At 62.1% G+C, this 20,897-nt stretch carries 17 protein-coding genes and 1 pseudogene; 13 read left to right on the forward strand and 5 right to left on the reverse strand.

The genetic code is table 11. From position 1 onward, the window contains the following. Positions 1 to 277: 277 nt before the first annotated feature. Positions 278 to 1,171, reverse strand: coding sequence for a hypothetical protein (locus tag ACWTU9_RS18415; protein WP_455859508.1), 894 nt, complete (start codon positions 1,169 to 1,171; stop codon positions 278 to 280). Between the two features lie 341 nt (positions 1,172 to 1,512). Between ACWTU9_RS18415 and ACWTU9_RS18420 the strand changes: the two genes are divergently transcribed. Continuing rightward, positions 1,513 to 1,794, forward strand: coding sequence for a hypothetical protein (locus ACWTU9_RS18420; RefSeq protein WP_454588209.1), 282 nt, complete (start codon positions 1,513 to 1,515; stop codon positions 1,792 to 1,794). A gap of 138 nt (positions 1,795 to 1,932) precedes the next feature. Then, complete coding sequence (locus tag ACWTU9_RS18425; protein ID WP_455859509.1) at positions 1,933 to 4,365, forward strand: putative bifunctional diguanylate cyclase/phosphodiesterase; 2,433 nt, start codon at positions 1,933 to 1,935, stop codon at positions 4,363 to 4,365. A gap of 238 nt (positions 4,366 to 4,603) precedes the next feature. On the opposite strand, the gene ACWTU9_RS18430 is transcribed toward ACWTU9_RS18425, so the two are convergent. Then, the gene (locus tag ACWTU9_RS18430) at positions 4,604 to 5,563 is read right to left on the reverse strand and encodes a DUF4238 domain-containing protein (RefSeq protein WP_455859510.1); all 960 of its coding nucleotides are present in this window, start codon (positions 5,561 to 5,563) and stop codon (positions 4,604 to 4,606) included. A 251-nt stretch (positions 5,564 to 5,814) separates the two neighbouring features. Continuing rightward, entirely contained in the window at positions 5,815 to 7,461 is a 1,647-nt protein-coding gene (locus ACWTU9_RS18435) for an acyl-CoA synthetase (RefSeq protein ID WP_455859511.1), read from the reverse strand. Positions 7,462 to 7,839: 378 nt separating this feature from the next. Here ACWTU9_RS18435 and ACWTU9_RS18440 point away from each other — a divergent pair, with 378 nt between their 5' ends. The 10 genes and pseudogenes from ACWTU9_RS18440 to ACWTU9_RS18485 all read left to right on the forward strand — a co-directional run bounded on the left by ACWTU9_RS18440 (position 7,840) and on the right by ACWTU9_RS18485 (position 17,587). Then, positions 7,840 to 8,940 (forward strand): KamA family radical SAM protein, encoded by a 1,101-nt coding sequence (locus ACWTU9_RS18440; RefSeq protein ID WP_455859512.1) that lies wholly within the window; start codon positions 7,840 to 7,842, stop codon positions 8,938 to 8,940. 158 nt (positions 8,941 to 9,098) lie between these two features. Beyond that, positions 9,099 to 12,908 carry a methionine synthase gene (gene metH, locus ACWTU9_RS18445; RefSeq protein WP_455859513.1) on the forward strand — a complete coding sequence of 1,270 codons (3,810 nt, stop codon included), beginning with the start codon at positions 9,099 to 9,101 and terminating at the stop codon, positions 12,906 to 12,908. A gap of 82 nt (positions 12,909 to 12,990) precedes the next feature. After that, positions 12,991 to 13,287 (forward strand): annotated as a pseudogene (locus tag ACWTU9_RS18450) (type II toxin-antitoxin system HigB family toxin). Then, a complete protein-coding gene (locus ACWTU9_RS18455; protein WP_454577409.1) occupies positions 13,287 to 13,685 on the forward strand; it encodes a helix-turn-helix domain-containing protein in 399 nt (132 codons plus the stop codon). Before ACWTU9_RS18450 ends, ACWTU9_RS18455 begins: the two are co-directional and overlap by 1 nt. Positions 13,686 to 13,941: 256 nt before the next feature. Next, a complete protein-coding gene (locus ACWTU9_RS18460) occupies positions 13,942 to 14,181 on the forward strand; it encodes a DUF680 domain-containing protein (RefSeq protein WP_455859514.1) in 240 nt (79 codons plus the stop codon). A gap of 112 nt (positions 14,182 to 14,293) precedes the next feature. Beyond that, complete coding sequence (locus ACWTU9_RS18465) at positions 14,294 to 15,265, forward strand: MBL fold metallo-hydrolase (protein ID WP_455859515.1); 972 nt, start codon at positions 14,294 to 14,296, stop codon at positions 15,263 to 15,265. Positions 15,266 to 15,297: 32 nt separating this feature from the next. After that, positions 15,298 to 15,777 (forward strand): tetratricopeptide repeat protein, encoded by a 480-nt coding sequence (locus ACWTU9_RS18470; protein ID WP_454577406.1) that lies wholly within the window; start codon positions 15,298 to 15,300, stop codon positions 15,775 to 15,777. Between the two features lie 131 nt (positions 15,778 to 15,908). Then, complete coding sequence (locus ACWTU9_RS18475; protein WP_455859516.1) at positions 15,909 to 16,403, forward strand: DoxX family protein; 495 nt, start codon at positions 15,909 to 15,911, stop codon at positions 16,401 to 16,403. A 136-nt stretch (positions 16,404 to 16,539) separates the two neighbouring features. Next, on the forward strand, positions 16,540 to 17,151 hold the full coding sequence (locus ACWTU9_RS18480; protein WP_455859517.1) for a BA14K family protein: 612 nt from the start codon (positions 16,540 to 16,542) through the stop codon (positions 17,149 to 17,151). Between the two features lie 112 nt (positions 17,152 to 17,263). Then, on the forward strand, positions 17,264 to 17,587 hold the full coding sequence (locus ACWTU9_RS18485) for a DUF2934 domain-containing protein (RefSeq protein ID WP_455859518.1): 324 nt from the start codon (positions 17,264 to 17,266) through the stop codon (positions 17,585 to 17,587). 219 nt (positions 17,588 to 17,806) lie between these two features. Here ACWTU9_RS18485 and ACWTU9_RS18490 read toward each other — a convergent pair whose 3' ends face one another. Continuing rightward, positions 17,807 to 19,675 carry a CHASE2 domain-containing protein gene (locus ACWTU9_RS18490; protein WP_455859519.1) on the reverse strand — a complete coding sequence of 623 codons (1,869 nt, stop codon included), beginning with the start codon at positions 19,673 to 19,675 and terminating at the stop codon, positions 17,807 to 17,809. Between the two features lie 33 nt (positions 19,676 to 19,708). Continuing rightward, a complete protein-coding gene (locus tag ACWTU9_RS18495) occupies positions 19,709 to 20,239 on the reverse strand; it encodes a FecR domain-containing protein (protein ID WP_455859520.1) in 531 nt (176 codons plus the stop codon). Between the two features lie 108 nt (positions 20,240 to 20,347). Between ACWTU9_RS18495 and ACWTU9_RS18500 the strand changes: the two genes are divergently transcribed. Continuing rightward, complete coding sequence (locus ACWTU9_RS18500) at positions 20,348 to 20,815, forward strand: hypothetical protein (RefSeq protein ID WP_455859521.1); 468 nt, start codon at positions 20,348 to 20,350, stop codon at positions 20,813 to 20,815. The last annotated feature ends 82 nt before the right edge of the window (positions 20,816 to 20,897 follow it).

A 20,897-nucleotide genomic window follows, 5' to 3' on the forward strand; every position in this document is an offset into this window, starting at 1 on the left:
GAGAGCGGGAGTATGCGGTTTTCAGACGATAAAAATCAAAAGACAAATCCTTTTTCGCAGTCTGATGAGCGATTTTGCTCAAAAACATCGATTTTATAAGGTTAATTCAGATTGGTGGCCATGTAACCTGGGTTGCACGCGGGAAGGCGGACGATCATTCAGGCGCGGATCTGTTCGGAAAGTGGAAGCGCATTACGCGCCGGCTCCTCCATGATGCGGAACGAGAGCGGCTGCGAACTGGCGTCGTTGATTGTGCCGGATTTCCCCCGCGAGCGACTTATTTGGCGGCCATCTGATCGGCCAGTGCCTGTGCCTGGGCGAGCAGCGCCGGGAAGGTCGGGTCTCCCGGCAGGTGCTGGGCTATGCAGGCGCGAAAGTCGCTATCGCCTTTGTCCCAGGCGGCGTTGGAGGACTCGAACGCCTTTTCGTCCTTGAGGTCCGAAGCCTGGTAGGCCTCCTGGAATTTCTGCGCGGCGGCATCCGCAGCAGCCCAGACGGCGTCGCAGGCGGCGATCTTCGGGACGGCAGGGGCCGCCGGCGCTGCTGTGATCATGACGCTCTTGCCTTTGACGAGTGTAACGATGACCTCCTGCTCGTAGATCGGTCCGACGTCCTGCGTCCAGCCGCCGAGCCGTGCAAAGGCAATGTCGGCGCCTTCAGGCTTCTTCAGTGGAAAGTCGAGCGTTCCCTCAAAGGCGGCGTCGCTGTTGATCGACTGGGTATAGAAAGCATCGACCTTCAGCGCGGCATCGATGCCGGCGGGCAGTTTGAAACTCTCGTCGGTCTCGGCGGTTTTGGCCTGGAGCCAGCGGCCCAGCAGCCCTCGCGTCGTTGCCACCAGGCTGGGGCCGTCATCGCCTTTGCTGTAGCGCAGCCCGTCGAGCATGCCAGAGCCGATATCGGAGCCGCTGAGGCTTTCGATATTGATCGTGCCAGTTGCCGGAAAACCCTTGACCGCCAGGGGACCGATGATGCCCGAAAGGCGCTGTTGCAGGTCGGCCAGCGCCTTCTCGTTCTCGGCGTCGATCGTTTCGATTGCAGCATTCGCATCGTTCAGCGCCGCGATGGCCGCAATCGCCTTCTCGCGCGCAGCGATATAATCATCTTCCGGCGAGGTCGCGAACGCAACGCTGCTCGAGAGCGCAAACAGAAACGTCCAGACCAACCGCATGATGAAACCCTCCGCTTATCGAGAGCTCATCGCGTGGCTTGGTGGCGATTGTGCGGCGGCGGGTGCCTGTTCTGGCGCAGGGCGGATCTACCCACTGTCGCATAGGCAAACGCTTAAGATGCGAGCGCCGCGATTAACCATCGCTTAACTATCCGGTCGCCTTTAATTCAATTCTGGAGGATATTGATTTCGGGGCAACGAAGCGGCGAGTTGCCTTGCGGAACCAGAGCGCAATTGTCCTACCGGCGCATCTTCGCTCGTGCGCCACAGCCGAAATAAGCGGCGGAACACCGTCGTCTCGCGGGGAGGCGCCATCATCACAGCTGATGAGGAGCGCCAGAATGAAGATCGAAGAAGCAGTTACGGCCGTGACGTCAGAAGCGAGCACGCTGATGTCTTGCCTCGGCCTGCCCGTTATCGCCTACCACGTCACGGCAATCATGCGGGAGGCAGACCTGGAACACGCCAGGCAGATGCAGCTCGCTCTGATGCGACGAAGCGTCGAGGCGCTTGTCGATGATGGCCTGGAGGACGTCGTTGCCGAATATTTTGCATCCCAGTTCGACGGTCGCGTCGGCTTGACCTGGAGGCTCCTGCACGCGTCCGGCGGCGCGTCGCACTGACCAAATCGGTCTCGATTAACTCCGACGTGTCGGCTTCCGGCGCTAGAGCGCAAATAGCCTCCGGATACGCCGCCGGTCTGTTAGTGGTTCCTAAACCGCGCCAGCATTATGTTTGCCGATTGGCGGCGGAACCACCAGATGAATGGCTTCAAGCGAACGTTCGGATTCGGCCTGATCCTGTTGATGGCCGCTGCGGCGGCGGTGGCTCTGCACGTCAACGGCCAAAGGAACTTCGAGCTTGCCCAGAAGCGATATCTGGAAAATTCGCGTGCCGCTTCGAGAGCTACCGCCAAGACAGTCGAAGATGCGCTCCACGCTATCTATGAGAATGTCCGTACGTTGACGTTCCTGCCGAGCGTCAGGAACCTCGACCGGCATGGCACCAACCTTGGCGACGAAGGGCGTGCGACGATCCAGCAAATCTATAACAACCTGGCCAACAATGTCTCGATTTCCGAGGTTTACTTCCTGCCGCTGGATTTCGACCCGGACCGTTTCGACCCTGTTACGGGCAAGCTGGAAGAGCCAATACTGCAGTTCGACCAGCTCATTGTTAATGCCAAGGCGAGATCGGCGGCGGCTGCCAACCAGGGAAGCGGCAAGCTGGATGAGTCGGCGCTCACGCGACCGCCCGAGGAAGTCGAGACCTATGAATATCACGAATTGGCCAAACAGCTGGCCTGGCTGAAAGCGAATTATCCCGACTCGACCAACATCGATGGGCTTGACGTTCCGGTTATCAGCACGAAGGAACTGATAACTTGCGACAACACCGGCTTCATCCACACCGGCAACGATGCCGACCGGTCCGGCTTCATTCTGTCGATTCCCGTTTTCGGGCTGGACGGAAAGCTTCGCGGGTCCGTATCCGCGATCATGCTGACCTCGGCGCTCAGGAAACTGCTGCCGGGAAACGACTATGTGATCGTCAATTCGGGATACGGCTTCGAGTCCGACCAGCATAAAATGTCGCAGGCGCTGGCGGCCGATTCGCAATCTTTCACGGTCCCGGATTCCAATCTCATTTACTCCGAGGTCATTCCGCTGTCGCTCAACGACGCCAGAAGCGCCTGGCGCCTCTGGGCAGGTTTTCCCAACGCCAGGTTCGCCAGCAACGCGGATGTCCAGTCCGTTCGGGAATTCGAGCTGGCGGGCTATGCCGCCGTCGGGGTCGTTACCGCGCTGGCGCTGCTTTGCTGGTATGCCATCGGCCGCACCATGACCATGCAGGCCCACGCCGCCGAGACCTTGGAGCGCAGGGTTGAGGAGCGCACCGCCCAAATCCAGCACCTTGCCTCGCATGATATCCTCACCGGGCTTCCCAACCGTGGACTGCTGGCCGAAACGATGGATGAGGCGCTCGGCAACCTCCTGGAAGGAGAGAAGCTCGCCGTGCACTGCGTGGATCTGGACCGCTTCAAGCCGGTCAACGACACGCTGGGACACCCGGTGGGCGACGACCTGCTGCGGGCCGTGGCCGACCGGCTGAGGCACCAGGCCGGCGAAACCGCAATGGCTGCCCGCATCGGCGGGGACGAGTTCGTCGTCATCCAGCTTCTGTCCGGCGGGGATGACCAGGCGGGAGCCCTGGCGGGGCGCATAATCAATGCCTTGTCCGAGGAATTCTCGATCCAGGGGCACATCGTCAACATCGGCTGCAGCGTCGGGATCGCTGTCTTTCCAGACGATGGACGGAATTCGGAAGTGCTGATCCGCAACGCCGATCTTGCCCTCTACAAGGCCAAGATGGAGGGCCGCGGCACCTGCAGGTCGTTTGAACCCGGCATGGACGCAAGGCTGCAGGAGCGTCGCCAATTCGAAGCCGAACTGGCACAGGCCGTACCGAATGGGCAATTCGTCCTTCACTATCAACCGCTCCACGATGCCAGGACGTCCATGCTCACCGGGTTCGAGGCACTGGTCCGGTGGAACCATCCCGTGCGCGGCCTGTTGCCGCCGGCCGATTTCATCCAGCTGGCGGAGGAAACGGGGGTAATCGACCGTCTGGGAGAATGGATCCTGCGCCAGGCCTGCAGCGATGCCGCGAAGTGGCCGGCCAACATAAAGGTCGCGGTCAATCTCTCGCCTGCACAGTTCAAGCAGCAAGGACTGCCGCTGCTGGTTGCCTCGGCACTTGACGTATCGGGCCTTTTGGCGTCGCGCCTCGAACTCGAGATTACCGAGTCGGTGCTGCTGGCGCACAATGAAAATACCATCCAGACGCTGCACAGCCTGCGCGACCTCGGTATCACGATTGCCATGGATGATTTCGGAACCGGCTATTCGTCCCTGAGCTATCTGCGCTCCTTCCCCTTCGACCGGATAAAGATCGACCGCAGTTTTGTCAGCCTGATGTGCGAGAGCAGCGAAAGCAGGGCGATCGTGAAGGCGGTCGCCGAACTTGGTGCCACGCTCGGCATGACCACGACGGCTGAAGGCGTGGAGACCGAAGCCCAGTATCAGCTGGTCAAGGAAAATGGCTGCACCGACGTCCAAGGCTGGTTCTTCGGCCGCGCAGTGCCGCAGGCGGAGGTTTCCGCGCTTTTCAATGAGAAGAAACTGACTGCGTGAGGGCATTCGGTGTCGCGGCACCCGACGGGAGGTTATGGCGGGGGAACCCTGCAGTTTCGAAAATGGACCGGTTGCTGGCACGGTCCCTCCGGAAACCCTTCGCATCAGCGGCGGAACACCGTCGTCTCGCCGGAGGCGCCAACATCATACCTGATGAGGAGCGAACATTGCGTCCGAGCCATTGCAGCGAGAGGGGCCGTCAAAAGGCTCTGCGGGAAAAGGTACCTCCGACGTTTGGTTATAAATCATCGCGTTCCGACAGGGGTTTCGCGACTTGTGCCATTCGGCGGTCGTTGATCCTCTCCAAGAACGTCGGCTCGCGAAGCTTGCCCATATGCTTTTGAACGAACCGCAAGGCCGTCCCGTTGCTGCCATAGACGTAGTCTGTGGCGTTGTTTACAACATGCTTGTTGATGCTCGTCACGAAGTCCCCTGCCGGCTGGTTAACCAGTTGACGCCTGAACTCCGCCGTCTTCGTCGCAATGAAGACCCGGTGCGGTCCGATTGGCAGTATCATATGCGCCTTGGGGCCATTCATTCCGACCGAGGCAATCAACGGACGATCCGAGGTGAGAAATTCACGGTCGCCATAGACATTGGTCACCGTCCACTGCAAGTCCCCCACTGCTCTAATTGCCACTTCCGCTTGAATCATGCCGGTGAGGGCCACCATGGCAGCCTGCTCATAGAATGTTGGGCCCAGAAGTCTCTGGTAGTCCTCGATCGTCTGCGGGTTACCTTGCATTCCGGACCGCTTGAAAATGGCTTCCAAACTCGTCCGATCTGAAAACCAGTCGTGCTTTACGAAGTGCTTAAGCCGTTTGATATCGGCAGGCATCCGCATCATCAGCGACAGCAGAAATTTTACCCAAGCGACAGCCTCCTTGGGAGTTGCGTCCACATCAAATTTGCCCCTCATCAACTGCCGCATGGCAGCCGCAGCTTCCGTGTCCACTGGTCGCGCAAATTCAGTTTCAAAGAGATTTGCCACCTTTTCCGGCAGCCCCTCGGCTGCATAGAGACGATCGATGTAGCCGACAGCGCGCGGATGCCGGCGCAACGGTTTTACGCGGTCGTCACTCGGGTTCGGCCTGCTGAACTGGACAATTTTCCTGTCAGCCCCAGCCCATTCCTTGAGGTAGAAAACCGGAAGGAAGTGGTGCTTGTTGGGTTCGTTTTGCTTGAACTCTTTGGTCACAGCTACCGATGCAGGGCTTCTAAGTCCGACGGGCTGTATATCGCGGTACATGGGTACCTTGATACGGCCGATGTTGACTACCACCGGCCCATGAGCGTCGATAGCGGCGAGGTATGCAGGGAATTTGACCGGCGGGGACGTTTGCTTCGGGATTGACCATTAGTAACCCCGCATCGGCTTGCAGGCGTTAAGAAACTCAGCGCCACCATGAGGCGCAATGTGGACGCTAGCTTTCCGTCCCTCTCCCCTTTTCACCCCTTCCTTCTCTCCACCTCCGCCTTCCGCAGCAAAAACCGCTGGATCTTGCCGCTCGGTGTCTTCGGCAATTCGGTCACGAACTCTACCCCGCGCGGGTAAGCGTGCGCCGAGAGGCGCTTCTTCACATGCTGCGCCAGCTCTTCCGCAAGGGCATCGCCGCCCTTGTAGCCCGGCGCCAGCACCACGAAGGCCTTGACGATCTCGGTGCGCTGCGGATCGGGCACGCCTACGACGGCCGCTTCGTTGACCGCCGGATGCTCGATCAGCGCGCTTTCGACGTCGAATGGGCCGATGCGGTAGCCGGCCGAGGTGATGACGTCGTCGGAGCGGCCGATGAAGGACACCGAGCCGTCCGGTTCGTACTCCACCGTATCGCCGGTGCGGTAGTAGCCGCCTGATATCGCCGGCGTCTTCGCCTGGTGATAGCCGTCGAACCAGCGCAGGGGCGACTTCGCGATGTCGACGGCGAGGATGCCGGGCTGGTTGGGACCGAGCTCGTTGCCGGCCTCGTCCAGCACCACCATGCGGTAACCGGGCATGGCGAAGCCGGCCGAGCCGGCGCGCACGGGATGGGCGAGCCCATGATGGTTGTTGACCATCATGCCGTTCTCGGTCTGGCCGTAATGATCGTGGATCGGGGCGGCGAGATTGGCGTCGAACCAGCGGATCACTTCCGGGTTGAGTGGTTCGCCGGCGCTGCTCACCACGCGCAATCTGCCTTTGGCGCGAGCTGCAGCTTCAGCGCCCTCCGCCATCAGCAGGCGATAGGCGGTGGGCGAGCCGGCAAGGCTGGTGACGCCGAGTCGCTCGATGATGTCGTAGGTGCTTTTGGCGTTGAAGGCGCCTTCATAGAAGGTGGTGGCGATGCCGAGCTGCAAGGGCCCGGTGATGGCGTAGTAGAGGCCATAGGCCCAGCCGGGATCGGCGATGTTCCAGAAGATGTCGTCGGGGAGCAAGCCGATCGCCTCGCGCATATAGGCGCCGAAGGCCAGCAAGGCGCGGAGCGGCACCGGCACGCCCTTGGGCAGGCCTGTGGTGCCGGAGGTCGACATCATCATGAACAGGTCGTCGCCCTTGCGCATCACCGGTTCGCAGTCGGGCGAGGCGGCGGCAAGCGCTGCGCGAAAATCCATGTCGCCTTCCGGCAGCGCCTCGCCGGGGCCAAGAATGGTCGCGATTTGCGTTGGTGTCTCGATCTCGTCGAGCTTGCCGCGATTGGCGGGGTTGCTCACCACGATCCTGGCGCCGCTGTAGCCGAGACGGTGCTCGATGGCCTTCGGGCCGAAGGCGGTGAACAACGGCTGGTAGACCGCGCCGATGCGCCATGTGCCGAGGATCAGCGCCACCAATTCGGGGATGCGCGGCAGCATGCCGGCGACGACATCGCCGGCACCGACGCCGGCGGCCTTGAGCACATTGGCGGCGCGACCCGACATGTCGGCGAGATCATCGAAGCTGAATTCGCGCAATTCGCCGCTGGCCGAGATCGCGCGAAGCGCCAGCCGGTTTTCACCGGTGTAGCGGCCGCAGCATTCGACATAGGCATTGATGCCGGTTGTAGGGTTGCCATGCAACCGGGCGATTTCGTCCTCAATGCGAAAGCGCTGAACGGCCTCCTCGTAGCGCGGCATCTTGCTCATGGCAGTCCTCCCTAAGCAGCGCCCATCTCCCCTTGGAACGCCTCGACCGTCAGATTGCCCGAAATAATGGCGACGGTCGATTGCGGCGAAAGTCGAGGGAAGAGGCCAGGCTTGGCGTTCCGTCGCACCCCCCTCTGTCCTGCCGGACATCTCCCCCGCAAGGGGGGAGATTGGCAGTTTTGCTCGTGGCGCTTTTCTTGCGACGATGGTGATTGGCGAAAGCCTAGACGAAATCCGATCTCCCCCCTTGCGGGGGAGATGGCCGGCAGGCCAGAGGGGGGTGGGCGGGAACTCTACGGACAAAGGTCGGCGGCAACAGGTTGACCAACTCCGTCATCCGGTCGATAGCTCCGCTCAAATTGCTGCCCCGAGACCCCGATGACCACAGACACCAATTTCAAAACCGCCAATGCCGACACCGCTTGGCAGGACGACATCCGCGCCGGCGTCCGCCATGTCCGCGATCTCGCCTCGCTGCCGCTGTCACCAACGGAGCGGGCGGCGGCGCAGGAGGCGGCCGTGCGGCACAAGGTGCGTGCCCCAAAGACCTATCTCGATCTGATCGACTGGAACGATCCCGCCGATCCGATCCGCGCGCAGGTCATTCCATCGCCGGATGAGCTGGTGGAAACGGAAGGAGAGCTCGACGATCCGATCGCCGACCATGCCTTCAGCCCGGTGCCGCGATTGACGCATCGCCATGCCGACCGGGTGCTGTTGTTCCCGACCTATCAATGCGCGGTCTATTGCCGCTTCTGTTTCCGCAAGGAATCCCTGACGTCGATCGGCCGCGGGTACACGCAAGAGGCTCTGGAAGAGGCCTTTGCCTATATCGAAGCCCACACCGAAATCCGCGAAGTGATCCTGACCGGCGGCGATCCGCTGTCCTTGCCGGACAAGGCGCTGGCCGAAATCCGCGCCCGCATCGAGACGATCGCGCATGTGCGGTTGCTGCGCATCCACACGCGCGTACCTGTCGTACTGCCCTCCCGGATCACGCCCGGGTTGGTTGCCGCTCTGCAAGGCAGCCTGATGGTCACCGTCGTCACTCATTTCAACCACGCGCGCGAGATCACGCCGGCCACCGAGATGGCCTGTCGCATCCTGCGCCAGGCAGGCTTCGTGCTGCTCAACCAGAGCGTCCTGCTCAAGGGCGTCAACGACACGGTGGAAGTGCTGGAGGAACTCTGCCGCGAGTTGATGTACCGGCTCGGCATCAAGCCCTATTACCTGCACCACGGTGACCTCGCGCGCGGCATGGCGCATCGGCGCACCACCATTGCCGAGGGACAGGCGCTGGCCGGCGCTCTGCGCGCCCGCCTGTCGGGCATCTGCAATCCCGTCTATGTGCTGGACCTGCCGGAAGGCGGCGGCAAGGTGCCGCTTGGCCCGTGCTCCATCGAGGCGCGGGAAGGGGACAACTGGCGCATTCGCGGCCAGGATGGCGAGGTGAGACTATATCGGGACGTAGTAGGATAGGCACGGCGCGGCACCGGTTCCGCCAATGATCGCTGCCTGCCATGGTGTGGATCGTGATGATTGACTGCACCTAGCTTTTGACACGACACGTTCGCCTGCATATCGTATATTGACATAAAGATATCCTTATGTGATGGTTGTCGTCTCAAGGATAAGAAATGTCGCAGAATTCTGCATCGCTGGACGCATTGTTCGGCCCCGTCGCGGCCAGGCCCGACGGTTCAGAAGTGCTTGCGGCGCTCACCGCGGCAGCGCGCGAGCGCATTCTGATCCTCGACGGCGCCATGGGCACGCAGATCCAGGGCCTGGGTTTTGACGAGGAGCATTTCCGCGGCGAAGCCTTCGCCGGTTGCGTCTGCCACCAGCAAGGCAACAACGACCTCTTGATCCTGACCCAGCCGGCGGTGATCGAGGAGATTCACTACCAATACGCCATTGCCGGCGCTGACATTCTTGAGACCAACACCTTTTCCTCGACGTCGATCGCGCAGGCCGATTACGGCATGGAGGATGCCGTCTATGCGTTGAACCGCGACGGTGCACGGCTGGTGCGCCGCGCCGCCATTCGGGCCGAGCAGGAAGATGGCAAGCGCCGCTTCGTCGCCGGTGCGCTCGGGCCGACCAACCGCACCGCCTCGATGTCGCCCGACGTCAACAATCCCGGCTACCGTGCCGTGACCTTCGACGATCTGCGTCTGGCCTATGGCGAGCAGCTGCGCGGCCTGATCGACGGTGGCGCCGACATCATCCTGATCGAGACCATTTTCGACACGCTGAACGCCAAGGCGGCGATCTTCGCCTGCAACGAGATTTTCATCGAGAAAGAGGTGCGCCTGCCGGTGATGATTTCGGGCACCATCACCGATCTCTCCGGCCGCACGCTGTCGGGCCAGACGCCGACCGCTTTCTGGCATTCGGTGCGCCATGCCAGCCCGTTCACCATCGGCCTCAACTGCGCACTCGGCGCCAACGCCATGCGCGCGCATCTGGCCGAAATATCGGGTGCCGCAGACACCTTCGTCTGCGCTTATCCGAATGCCGGCCTGCCCAACGAATTCGGCCGCTATGACGAGAGCCCGGACTTCATGGCCGCACAGATTGAGAATTTCGCGCGAGAAGGGCTGGTCAATGTCGTCGGCGGCTGCTGCGGCTCGACGCCGGAGCACATCCGGGCGATTGCCGAAGCAGTCAAAAAATATCCGCCGCGCGCCATTCCCGAGATCGAGCGCAAGATGCGGCTGTCCGGGCTGGAGCCGTTCACGCTGACCGACGAGATTCCCTTCGTCAACGTCGGCGAGCGTACCAATGTCACGGGATCGGCCAGGTTCCGAAAACTGATTACTGCGGGCGATTATGTGCCTGCGCTTGACGTGGCGCGCGACCAGGTCGCCAATGGCGCCCAGATCATCGACATCAACATGGACGAGGGCCTGATCGACTCGAAGAAGGCGATGGTCGAGTATCTCAACCTGATCGCCGCCGAGCCGGATATCGCCCGCGTGCCCGTCATGGTCGACTCCTCGAAGTGGGAGATCATCGAGGCCGGCCTGAAATGCGTGCAGGGCAAGCCGCTGGTCAATTCCATCTCGATGAAGGAAGGCGAGGAAGCCTTCCTGCATCATGCCAGGCTGGTGCGGGCCTATGGCGCAGCAGTGGTCGTGATGGCTTTTGATGAAGCCGGCCAGGCCGACACCAGGGCGCGCAAGGTCGAGATCTGCACCCGCGCCTACAAGCTGCTCACTGAACAGGCAGGCTTTCCGCCCGAGGACATCATCTTCGACCCCAATGTCTTCGCGGTCGCCACCGGCATCGAGGAGCACGACAATTACGGCGTCGACTTCATCGAGGCCACCGGCGAGATCACCTCGACACTGCCGCATGTCCATATCTCGGGCGGCGTGTCGAACCTGTCCTTCTCGTTCCGCGGCAACGAGCCGGTGCGCGAGGCCATGCACGCGGTGTTCCTTTACCATGCCATCCAGCGCGGGATGGATATGGGCATCGTCAATGCCGGCCAATTGGCCGTCTACGACATGATCGAGCCGGAGCTGCGCGAAGCCTGCGAGGATGTCGTACTCAACCGCGCGCCCAGGGCCGGCGGCACTGCCACCGAGCGCATGCTGGAGATCGCCGAACGCTTCAAGGGCACCGCCGGCAAGGAAGGCAAGGAGCGCGATCTCGCCTGGCGCGAGCTGTCGGTCGAACAGCGGATTTCGCATGCGCTGGTCAACGGCATCACCGAATTCATCGACGCCGACACCGAGGAAGCGCGGCTGGCGGCCGAGCGGCCGCTGCATGTCATCGAAGGTCCGCTGATGGCCGGCATGAATGTCGTCGGCGACCTGTTCGGGGCGGGAAAAATGTTCCTGCCGCAAGTGGTGAAGTCGGCGCGCGTGATGAAACAGGCGGTGGCCGGGCTGCTGCCGCATATGGAGGCCGAGAAACTGGCCAACGCCGCCAACGGCATCGACAATGGCGAGCGCCGGACGGCAGGCAAGATCCTGATGGCGACGGTGAAGGGCGATGTCCACGACATCGGCAAGAACATCGTCGGCGTCGTGCTTGCCTGCAACAATTACGAGATCATCGATCTCGGCGTCATGGTGCCGGCGGCCAAAATCCTGCAGACGGCGCGCGACAAAAAAGTCGACATCATCGGCCTGTCCGGCCTGATCACGCCGTCGCTCGACGAGATGGTGCACATGGCCGCCGAGATGGAGCGCGAAGGCTTCGACATTCCGCTCTTGATCGGCGGCGCGACGACCAGCCGCGTGCACACGGCGGTGAAGATCCATCCACGCTACGCCAAGGGGCAGACGGTCTACGTCACCGACGCCAGCCGGGCGGTCGGCGTGGTCTCGGCGCTGCTGTCGAACGACGGAAAGGCCGACTATGTCGACACTGTGCGGGCCGAGTACAAAAAGGTCGCCGACGCACATGCCCGTTCAGAAGCAGACAAGCAGCGGCTGCCGCTGGCCAAGGCGAGGGCCAATGCGCACAAGATCGACTGGTCTGCCTACCAGCCGCCGAAGCCGTCCTTCACCGGCGTGAAAGTGTTCGACAACTGGGATCTGACGGAACTTGCGCGCTACATCGACTGGACGCCTTTCTTCCAGACCTGGGAGCTGAAGGGGCGTTATCCCAAAATCCTCGAGGACGAGACGCAGGGGCCAGCCGCGCGCCAGCTGTTCGAGGATGCGCAGGCGATGCTGGAGAAAATCATCGCGGAAAAGTGGTTCGCGCCGCGCGGCGTCGTCGGCTTCTGGCCTGCCAATGCCGTCGGCGACGACATCAGGCTGTTCACGGACAAGGCACGTTCGCAGGAACTGGGCACTTTCTTCACGCTGCGCCAGCAGCTGACCAAGCGCGACGGCAAGGCCAATGTCGCGCTGTCGGATTTCGTTGCGCCTGCGGACATCGGCAAGGCCGATTACATCGGCGGCTTCATCGTCACGGCAGGGATCGAGGAAGTTGCGATCGCCGAACGCTTCGAGCACGCCAATGACGACTATTCCTCGATCATGGTCAAGGCGCTGGCCGACCGCTTCGCCGAGGCCTTCGCCGAGCGCATGCACGAAAAGGTGCGCAAGGAATTCTGGGGCTATGCCGCCGACGAAAATCTGGCGCCGGACGAGCTGATCGGCGAGCCTTATCGCGGCATCCGCCCGGCGCCCGGATATCCCGCGCAGCCCGACCATACCGAAAAGGCGACTTTGTTCAGGCTGCTCGACGGCGAGCGCAATGCCGGCGTCAGCCTGACCGAAAGCTATGCGATGTGGCCGGGCTCGTCGGTGTCCGGCCTCTATCTCGCGCATCCCGAAAGCTATTATTTCGGCGTCGCCAAGGTCGAGCGCGACCAGGTCGAGGACTACGCGCGCCGCAAGGACATGCCGCTGGCCGAAGTCGAGCGCTGGCTCGGCCCGATCCTCAACTATGTCCCGCAGCACTATGCCGAGGCGGCGGAGTAGGCGCCCCGCTCTTCGGTCGACCATTTTCCCAAATTGGGAAAATTCCACTTGTTCCCAATTTGGGAATATCCTATATTGAGTCATGCAGATCATTGCCAAGAAGGCACTGAGGGACTTCTGGGCCAAGCACAATCAGGCCGAAGCGCCTTTGACTGCATAGTATGTGACTGTCGACAAGGCCGACTGGAAGACCCCTGCCGACATCAAGGTTGCGTTTGGTGCCGCGGTTGATTTTGTCGGCGACAATCGTGTCATTTTCGACATAGGCGGCAACAAGTACCGTTTGATTGTTCATGTCGCCTACAAGTTTCATCGTGTCCTGATCAAATTCGTCGGGACACACAAGGACTACGACAAGATTGACCCGGAGAAGGTGTGATGGAAAACATTCGACCCATTAAGACCGAAGCCGACTATGATTGGGCGATTGCGGAGATCACCAAATACTTTGAGAATGAACCCGAGGTGGGCTCTGCCGATGGTGATCGCTTCGACGTCCTTGCAACCTTGATCGAGGCTTATGAGGACAAGCACTACCCAATTGAAGCGCCGGATCCAGTCGAAGCCATTCGTTCTCACATGGAACTGTTCAAACTTTCTCGCAAAGCTCTGGCCGATGTAATCGGGTCTTCGCCTCGTGCGACCGAAGTGCTGAGCCGCAAGCGTGCCCTCACCATGGATATGGTCTTCAAGCTCAGCAAGGAATGGCACATTCCAGCGGACGTTCTTGTGCGGCCTTACCACCTTGCGAAAGATAAGGAACGCAAGCGCGCTTAGCACATTTGCCGCCCAGCCGCCTGACCAACGAGCGAACGGGACGGCAACAGGTTCAAGGACGGCGCCAGATGAACTGGCGCCGTCGATGGATCGAGGCCAAGAGGCAAGTCCTGCCAGGCCGCTCTTTGTTGATCTCTCCCCCTTTCCAAAAAAATCTCACCGCACCGGGGAATAAAGCTCAGGCCTCGCGGGTCTTGTTATCAGCGGGGCCATTCCGGCCCGCGACCCCGAAGAAACGAAACAAGGAATATTGGACATGACCAAGCTCGCTTTCAGCGTGGCTGCGATGCTGCTTGCCTCGAGCGCTGCCTTTGCCGGCAGTGACCACTTCACCAACAAGGCCAACCAGCCTGCCGTCGACACCAATGCGACGGCCTCAATTCCCTACACAGCGCACCAGGACGGCGTCGACGCCAAGGTGACGACCGGGCCGAACCAGGGCTCGGTGCAGGACATCATTGACCAGCACAACCGCGACGGCATCTGGGGCAACTGAGTTTCATGAGCGCCGGCCCTAGATCCCGCGGCGCCGCCGCATCAGGACGGGAGCCGGCGCTCTCCGTCATCTCTTCCGCCACTTCAGACACCACTCACAAGAGGAAATCACCATGTTCAGCGTGACACGTCGCACATTACTTGGAACCACGCTCACTGCTGCCGCCTTCGGTCTTGCCGGCAGACTGGAATTCACCCAGGCTGCCTTCGCCGAAACGCCGGTCGAACCGTCGGTCGGCTTCTACAGATACAAGGTCGGCGATATCGAGGTCACCGCCATCTATGATGGCATCTGGCGCAAGCCCCATGACCCGGCCTTCATCAAGGGCGTCTCGGTCGACGACACCAAGGCCGCACTCGCCAAAGCAGGGCTGACCACCGAGTTCATGCCGATCCCGCTCACCGTCGTCGTGCTCAAGATGAACGGCAAGCTCATCATGATGGATGCCGGCTCGGGCGTTGGCCAGTGGCAGACCAACGCCACGCATTTGCCGGCCAACATGGCCGCCGCCGGCATCGACTACAAGGCGATCGACACCATCATGATCTCGCATTTCCACCCCGACCATGTCTGGGGCCTGATGGAAAAGGGCACCAACGCGCCGGTGTTCCCCAATGCCGAGCTGATCGTCAACGCCACCGAATACAAATGGTGGACCGATCCCAGCCGGCTGGCCAAGCTGCCCGAGGGCCGCAAGCCGGCGGGCAAGCGCATCGCCGAAAATTTTCCGAAATGGAAGAACTGGAAGCTGGTCGAGGACGGCGCCGAGGTCGTGCCCGGCATCCAGATCATCGCCGCACCCGGCCACACGCCGGGCCACTCGGTCTACCTCGCCAATTCCGGCAAGGAACAGCTGATGATCTCGGCCGACACCATGTATGTGCCGGCCCTCTTGGCGCCGCATCCGGAGTGGCAGGGGGCCTACGACCAGGACGGGCCGACGGCGATCGCCACCCGCCACAAGATCATCGACCGGGTGATCGCGGACAACATCCGCATTTCCGGTTCGCACTTCCCGTTCCCCGGCACCGGCGTCTTCGTCAAGGACGGCAATGCCTACGGTTTCACGCCGGTCCAAATTTGAACGGCTAGCTCAAACACAAAGCGAGAAAGACAATGAGACAGATCAATCTGGGCCGAAACGCCCTGTTCGGCCTGCTCGGCGCCATCGCCGTGCTGACCGTGGTTCCCGTGGCAACGATCATGCCGGCGTATGCGGTCGACGATATCGAAGGTACGGACGCGCCGGATCTCACCGCCGTCCAGGCCAAGATCGCGGTCAAGGACTACAAGGGCGCGCTGGCCGATCTGCGTGATCTCGCGCAGGACAACCAGCAGGCCGACGTCTACAATCTGCTCGGTTTCACGCTGCGCAAGACCGGCGACTTCACCACTGCGCTGACCTATTACAACAAGGCGCTGGAGCTGAAGCCCGACCACAAGGCCGCCCGCGAATATCTGGGCGAGCTCTACGTCGAGACCGGCGACATGGCCAAAGCCAACGAACAGCTGGCCTCGCTGCAAAAACTCTGCCCCGCCGGCTGCGAGGAACTCGAAGACCTGCAAAAGGCCATCGACACCAAGGTGACGCAGTAGGGCTTGGCCCAAAAGCCGCAGCCGGCACCATGATCCCTCGTGCCGGCTCCTCACAACTCGCTAGCGCTTAATCCTCGCGCGCCCGACTTGGCGTGCGGCGGTTGCCGTTGCCAAAATTCCGGAGCCAGACCATGACCATGATCGACCACGCCGCGACGCTTCACCGCCTCGCCTCAAAATACCACCTCCGCGACGCAACCCTGCTGGCCGCCCGCCTGCTCTTATCCGTGATCTTCCTGCATGAAGGCCTGACGCTCGCCACCCATTTCCAAGCAGGGGCCAAAGCGATGGCTGCGATGGGCGTGCCCGTGCCGCTGTTCGTCGCCACCATCGCGCTGCAACTCGGGGCAGGGCTCGCAATCGCCACCGGCCTGTTCACCCGCATCGGCGCCATCGGCCTCGGCATGTTCTGCCTGGCAACCGCGCTGTTGTTCCACACCAACCTCGCCAGCCAGAACGAACTGCTGCATTTCGAAAAAGACCTGGCAATCGCCGGCGGCATGTTCGTGCTGGCCATGACCGGCGCCGGCGCTTTCTCGCTGGATCGGCTGGTGGCGACCATCTGCAGCAGCGCCAGGGCGACAAGGACATGGTGGCAGCACTGCTGGCGGCGGAGAACGACATGACGATGAAGGTGACGCTGCCGGTTTGAGGGGGCGTGCCGCCCTTGCGCATCGCTATGCCGGCCCGTGCCAAATGCTTGCCTGCTGGAACCAGTCCCGGTGCTCCGCATTCTATTAGCTGGGGATCAAGGAGTGTGAGATGAAAGCGGCTTTGGCACTGATCGCGGGCTTCGTCCTGACCCTTACGGTCTTTGCCAGCGGGCTGGCTTTCGCCGCCTGGCTGATTGTCGCCAAGCCCGTGCATCAGGCCAGGCCCGCCGACAGTGTCTCGCAGTTGTGGACCAAGGACGCACAAAAGGTCGATAAGGCAGCGCAGGACCTGGAGCGCGTGGCCGCGGCGCAGCCCCCGGCGCCCGACGCCGCCGCCAGGATGCAGTCACCCGACCCGACCACAACAAGCGCTGTGGCGCCCGACACGGGCGAACAGCAGGCTGCGCTGCCGGCTGCCCATATCAGCTGGTGCGCCGACCGCTACCGCTCCTACAACCCGGACGACAACAGCTACATGTCCTACAGCGGCCAGCAGCGGCCCTGCGTGTCGCCCTATCTTGAAACCAGTGCCACCGGCGACCAGGCCGCGCAGCAACCCGCCGAAGTTAGCTATATCGGGGACGGCGCCGGCCCCCTGGTGGCAACAGCCGACCTTTCGGACGATCACGTCGAATCCTGCTTCAGCCGCTACCGCTCCTACCGTCCAGAGGACAACAGCTACCAGCCCTATTCCGGCGGGCCGAGGCGCCAGTGCGAGTAGGGCGCGCGGGCTGCTTGAACCGCTTGCGATCCCTGGCCATTTCGATCACGCAAAATCTTTGGATCGTTCGCGCCGGCGCGGCGTTCTTCCCTGACACCAAGGAGGAATGACGATGGGTGACGAACGGCACGAGAAGATCCAGAAGCGCGCTTACCAGATCTGGGAGCGCGAAGGCGGTGGCGATCCCGAGCATCACTGGCACCGGGCCGAGGCCGAAATCGACAGGGAAGCCGCTCTGCCGCTGACGGCCGACGACGCCCTGCCTCAAACCAGCGAGATCGCCAGCACCGACGTCCTGACCGTCGAGGAACTGGCCGTGCGCACCGGCATATCGGGCGACGAGGCGCAGGAGTTGATGGACAGGCTGGGCAATGATCGCGCGGCGGCTGAGCAGGCGGCGCGGAGCCTCAAGGGGAAAGGGCGGCGCACGTCTTGATCGCGGTCTACGTGCGGGGGCCGAAAGCTGCTACAGGCTTACTTCCGTCAGCGCCGTGTGAGCGTAGGTTTTCGGGCTAGCACAGACGGCACAGCCGGAACTCATTGGGCTTCAGGATTCACGCTGCGTTTTGGTCTCGCGTACACTCGTTGAGCCGCTCTTGCGCCGGCGTATCTGTGCTGGCGTTGTTATGGCGCGCCATTGATCACGGGGCCGGATCTACTGCGGCGCCCGCGCACTCTGCCAAAACCAGATTGCAAGCGAGCCGGATCGCCCGCGGATCTGTGTCTCCACAGGTCCTCTTAAAGCACCGGATTTGAACAATGCGCAGTCGCGACCGGCGGCATCAAGCATTTCGTCACTCACCGCCACTTCGGCATTCTGGGCGGCGGCGATCTCCATCAAGCGACTTGCAACGTTGACGGTGTCGCCGATCGCCGCGATGTGCTGACGCCCTTCGCCGCCGAGTCGAGAGGCCACGATTGTTCCATGATGCGCTCCAATCTTGAAGCCGATCCGGGATGCGGTCGACGCAGGCAACGAGGCAAGCCAATCGTTGGTGCGGCTGGAGAGCCCGACACAACAGCGGGCAGCATTGCAGGCGTCGTCTGTCGCCGGTTCCGGCAGGCCGAACAGGATCATGGCGCCGTCACCCATGAAACTCGTGACAACGCCACCACAGCTTGTCACTTCCTTGTCCACCAACGCATGAAAATTGTTCAGGAGTTCGCGGGTGGCGCTCGGTCCCAATGTTTCACTCAGTCCGGTGAAGCCGGACAGGTCGATGAACAGGATGGCGGCTTCTGTCCGGACGGGTTCCGAGAGGAAGTCGCCATGCTTGGCGAGCCATGCCCCCAGTCCTGGGGCTTCAACGCGTTGAAGCAATTGGCTCTGCGTGGCGAAATATTGGGCCCGGCTCCTGCCCAGCCAAAGCTGCGCGGCCCCAAACAGGATTGCCGGCGGAACGGCAGCGGTCATCGGCAGCGCGGCGCTCAGCCAGATATGGTGCAGGAAAGCGGTCATGTTGACCACCAGCCAGATCAGGACCACGCCGGCGACCGCCGCGAGGCCGATGGCGTTTCGGCGCCACGCTAACAGGCCGACAAGAAGCATGGGTAGCGCCACTGCGAAGCCCGCATCTGCAAGGCGAACGTTCTGGTCGCGCACGATTCCGTCGCCGGTCATCAGATGGGCAATCGCCGTCGACATGACCTCGACGCCCGGCAGTATGGGATCGAACGGTGTCGGGAAGACATCGCCGGTGCCGGTTGCGGTCGCTCCTATCAAGACAATTCGACCCCGGATAGCGCCGGGATCGATTTGGCCCTCCAGCACCGTCGCGGCGCTGATCGTGCGGATCGTACCGCGCGGGCCATAGAATGTCAGAGGCAGGATGTGACCTATGTCCGTTCGGATCGACCGTCCGTCCAGCGATAGATCATCGGGCGCAATTCCAGGGTCCGCTCCCGCCGCCATGGCGGCGACACGCAAGGAGAAGGACGCTTGCAACTGATCTCCGGTCCGAAACAGCAACGGCACGAACCGGGGCGTTCCCGTCCTGTCGGTGCCCACGTTCACGACGCCGACAGCGGCGGCGTCCGAAAACGCTTTCAGGGGCCACAGGAACCGCTCGGCATTCGGCACGCTGGCGAGGGGGCCTTCGCCCACGACCAGCGTCCATTGTTTGCTTCCGGGGTAGATCGCCGCTGCAGCGATTACGCTTCTACTCGTGCTCAGCGAACGCGCGAGCGCCTCGTCAGTGTCTTTTGCCCCGGGGTCGACCAGCAGCAGGTCGAGCGCAACCGCTCTCGGCCCGAGCGGCTCTATCGTATCGATGATTCGGGCGAGCGTGGCGCGGCTGAGGGGATAGCTGCCCTCGCGCCGCACCGTTTCATCGTCTATTGCGACAATGGTGATCAGCTCCGGCGGCTTTGCCGTTCCTCGAACAAGCGTTCGAAGATCGGTCATCGTTGCCTCGACGCGATCGAGAAACCACAAATTGCCGTGCCAGTGCGCGAAGCCCAGGCCGGCGCCCCAAAGACCCGCCAGAATGAGCGCGATCAGCGTCGGAAGCCCTCGTCGGCTCATTGCAAGCTCATTGGGCAAGCTCACTGGGCAAGTTCACAGGCCGAAACGGGCCAGCAACGCGGAAACGCGCTTGGCGGGCCAGCGCTTGACGATGAGTTTACCTGTCCCGGCCCCGACGTCCACGCCATCGCCCGGTGCGAGAACCACGACGGCGGTGGATGCCGGTCTTTGCACGGCGACGCGACCTCTCAGGACGAAAACAGACGTCTTGCCATTGCCAACGTCGACTGCCCATTTTGTGCCTCGCACCGCGGCGATCGCCTGCGGGGTGATAACCGCGAAGCCACCCTGGACCGCGCCGGCCGGAGCGTCGAGCAGCAGCGCTTTGCGCCGCAACCTGACCGCATCGGGACTGCCGTTTCGATCGCGATCCTCCAGCGTAAATCGAGCGCCACCTTCCACAATGACGGTAAGGCCGTCCCGACATCTCAGAATCTGTCGGGACGTACCGGCCACCGGCTCGAACGTACACCCTGCATCCTGCGCATGGGCGGCATCCACCCAGAAGACACCGGCAAACAGGACAGCCACCAGGTTACGGAAAAATCGGCCCCTTGCGCTCATCAACGTCTCCTCGCTTTGCGAAGCTCTGCGGCGGGAAGATCTTCTGCCGTCAGCTTGCCCGCATGTTTGGTCCACGAGCCGGCACTTGCAGCCGCGTTGGCTTGAGGGATGCCGACTGGCAATCGTAACACGACAAGCTGCTCCGGCGTTAAGCATGTTGGGGCGGGTCGTGTTCGCCGGACAGGTGAGGGCGGCGCCCATGGCGACCGCGAGCCCCATGGGCACCAGGCCGCGTTCGAGATCGACAGGGAAGCCGCCCTGCCGCTGACGGCCGACGAAGCCCTGCCGCAAACAAAGGAGATTACCGGCACCGACGTTCTACCAGTCGAGGAACTGGCCGTGCGCACTGGCATGTCGGGGGACGAAGCGCGGGCTCTGGTCGACCGCCTGGGCACCGAGCGCGCCGCCATCGGACAAAAAAGACAGGGAAGAGGCGCAATCTCGGCGCGTTTGATAACCGCGAAGCGGCGGAGAAGCATGAGCGGAAGGTGCAGTATTTCAAGCGGCATTGAGGAGGTGGTCGCAATAGCGATACACTGCTGCGGCCACTCCATTGGAGGCGTTCATTCTCTGTAATGGCAGCAATGCGCGGGTGGGTTCAACCGGTCATCGCAACACCTTCTGTAGCCTATCGGCCGGCGTTTCGAAGTCCAGGGTT

It is taken from the genome of Mesorhizobium sp. 128a, assembly GCF_053848025.1.

Coding starts and splice junctions, on each gene's coding strand:
- ACWTU9_RS18455 (WP_454577409.1), top strand. CDS start 13,287: ATGGAAAACATTCGACCCATTAAGACCGAAGCCGACTATGATTGGGCG.
- metH (WP_455859513.1), top strand. CDS start 9,099: ATGTCGCAGAATTCTGCATCGCTGGACGCATTGTTCGGCCCCGTCGCG.
- ACWTU9_RS18435 (WP_455859511.1), bottom strand. CDS start 7,461: ATGAGCAAGATGCCGCGCTACGAGGAGGCCGTTCAGCGCTTTCGCATT.
- ACWTU9_RS18420 (WP_454588209.1), top strand. CDS start 1,513: ATGAAGATCGAAGAAGCAGTTACGGCCGTGACGTCAGAAGCGAGCACG.
- ACWTU9_RS18425 (WP_455859509.1), top strand. CDS start 1,933: ATGAATGGCTTCAAGCGAACGTTCGGATTCGGCCTGATCCTGTTGATG.
- ACWTU9_RS18485 (WP_455859518.1), top strand. CDS start 17,264: ATGGGTGACGAACGGCACGAGAAGATCCAGAAGCGCGCTTACCAGATC.
- ACWTU9_RS18495 (WP_455859520.1), bottom strand. CDS start 20,239: ATGAGCGCAAGGGGCCGATTTTTCCGTAACCTGGTGGCTGTCCTGTTT.
- ACWTU9_RS18440 (WP_455859512.1), top strand. CDS start 7,840: ATGACCACAGACACCAATTTCAAAACCGCCAATGCCGACACCGCTTGG.
- ACWTU9_RS18500 (WP_455859521.1), top strand. CDS start 20,348: ATGCCGACTGGCAATCGTAACACGACAAGCTGCTCCGGCGTTAAGCAT.
- ACWTU9_RS18475 (WP_455859516.1), top strand. CDS start 15,909: ATGACCATGATCGACCACGCCGCGACGCTTCACCGCCTCGCCTCAAAA.
- ACWTU9_RS18490 (WP_455859519.1), bottom strand. CDS start 19,675: ATGAGCCGACGAGGGCTTCCGACGCTGATCGCGCTCATTCTGGCGGGT.
- ACWTU9_RS18415 (WP_455859508.1), bottom strand. CDS start 1,171: ATGCGGTTGGTCTGGACGTTTCTGTTTGCGCTCTCGAGCAGCGTTGCG.
- ACWTU9_RS18465 (WP_455859515.1), top strand. CDS start 14,294: ATGTTCAGCGTGACACGTCGCACATTACTTGGAACCACGCTCACTGCT.
- ACWTU9_RS18480 (WP_455859517.1), top strand. CDS start 16,540: ATGAAAGCGGCTTTGGCACTGATCGCGGGCTTCGTCCTGACCCTTACG.
- ACWTU9_RS18460 (WP_455859514.1), top strand. CDS start 13,942: ATGACCAAGCTCGCTTTCAGCGTGGCTGCGATGCTGCTTGCCTCGAGC.
- ACWTU9_RS18470 (WP_454577406.1), top strand. CDS start 15,298: ATGAGACAGATCAATCTGGGCCGAAACGCCCTGTTCGGCCTGCTCGGC.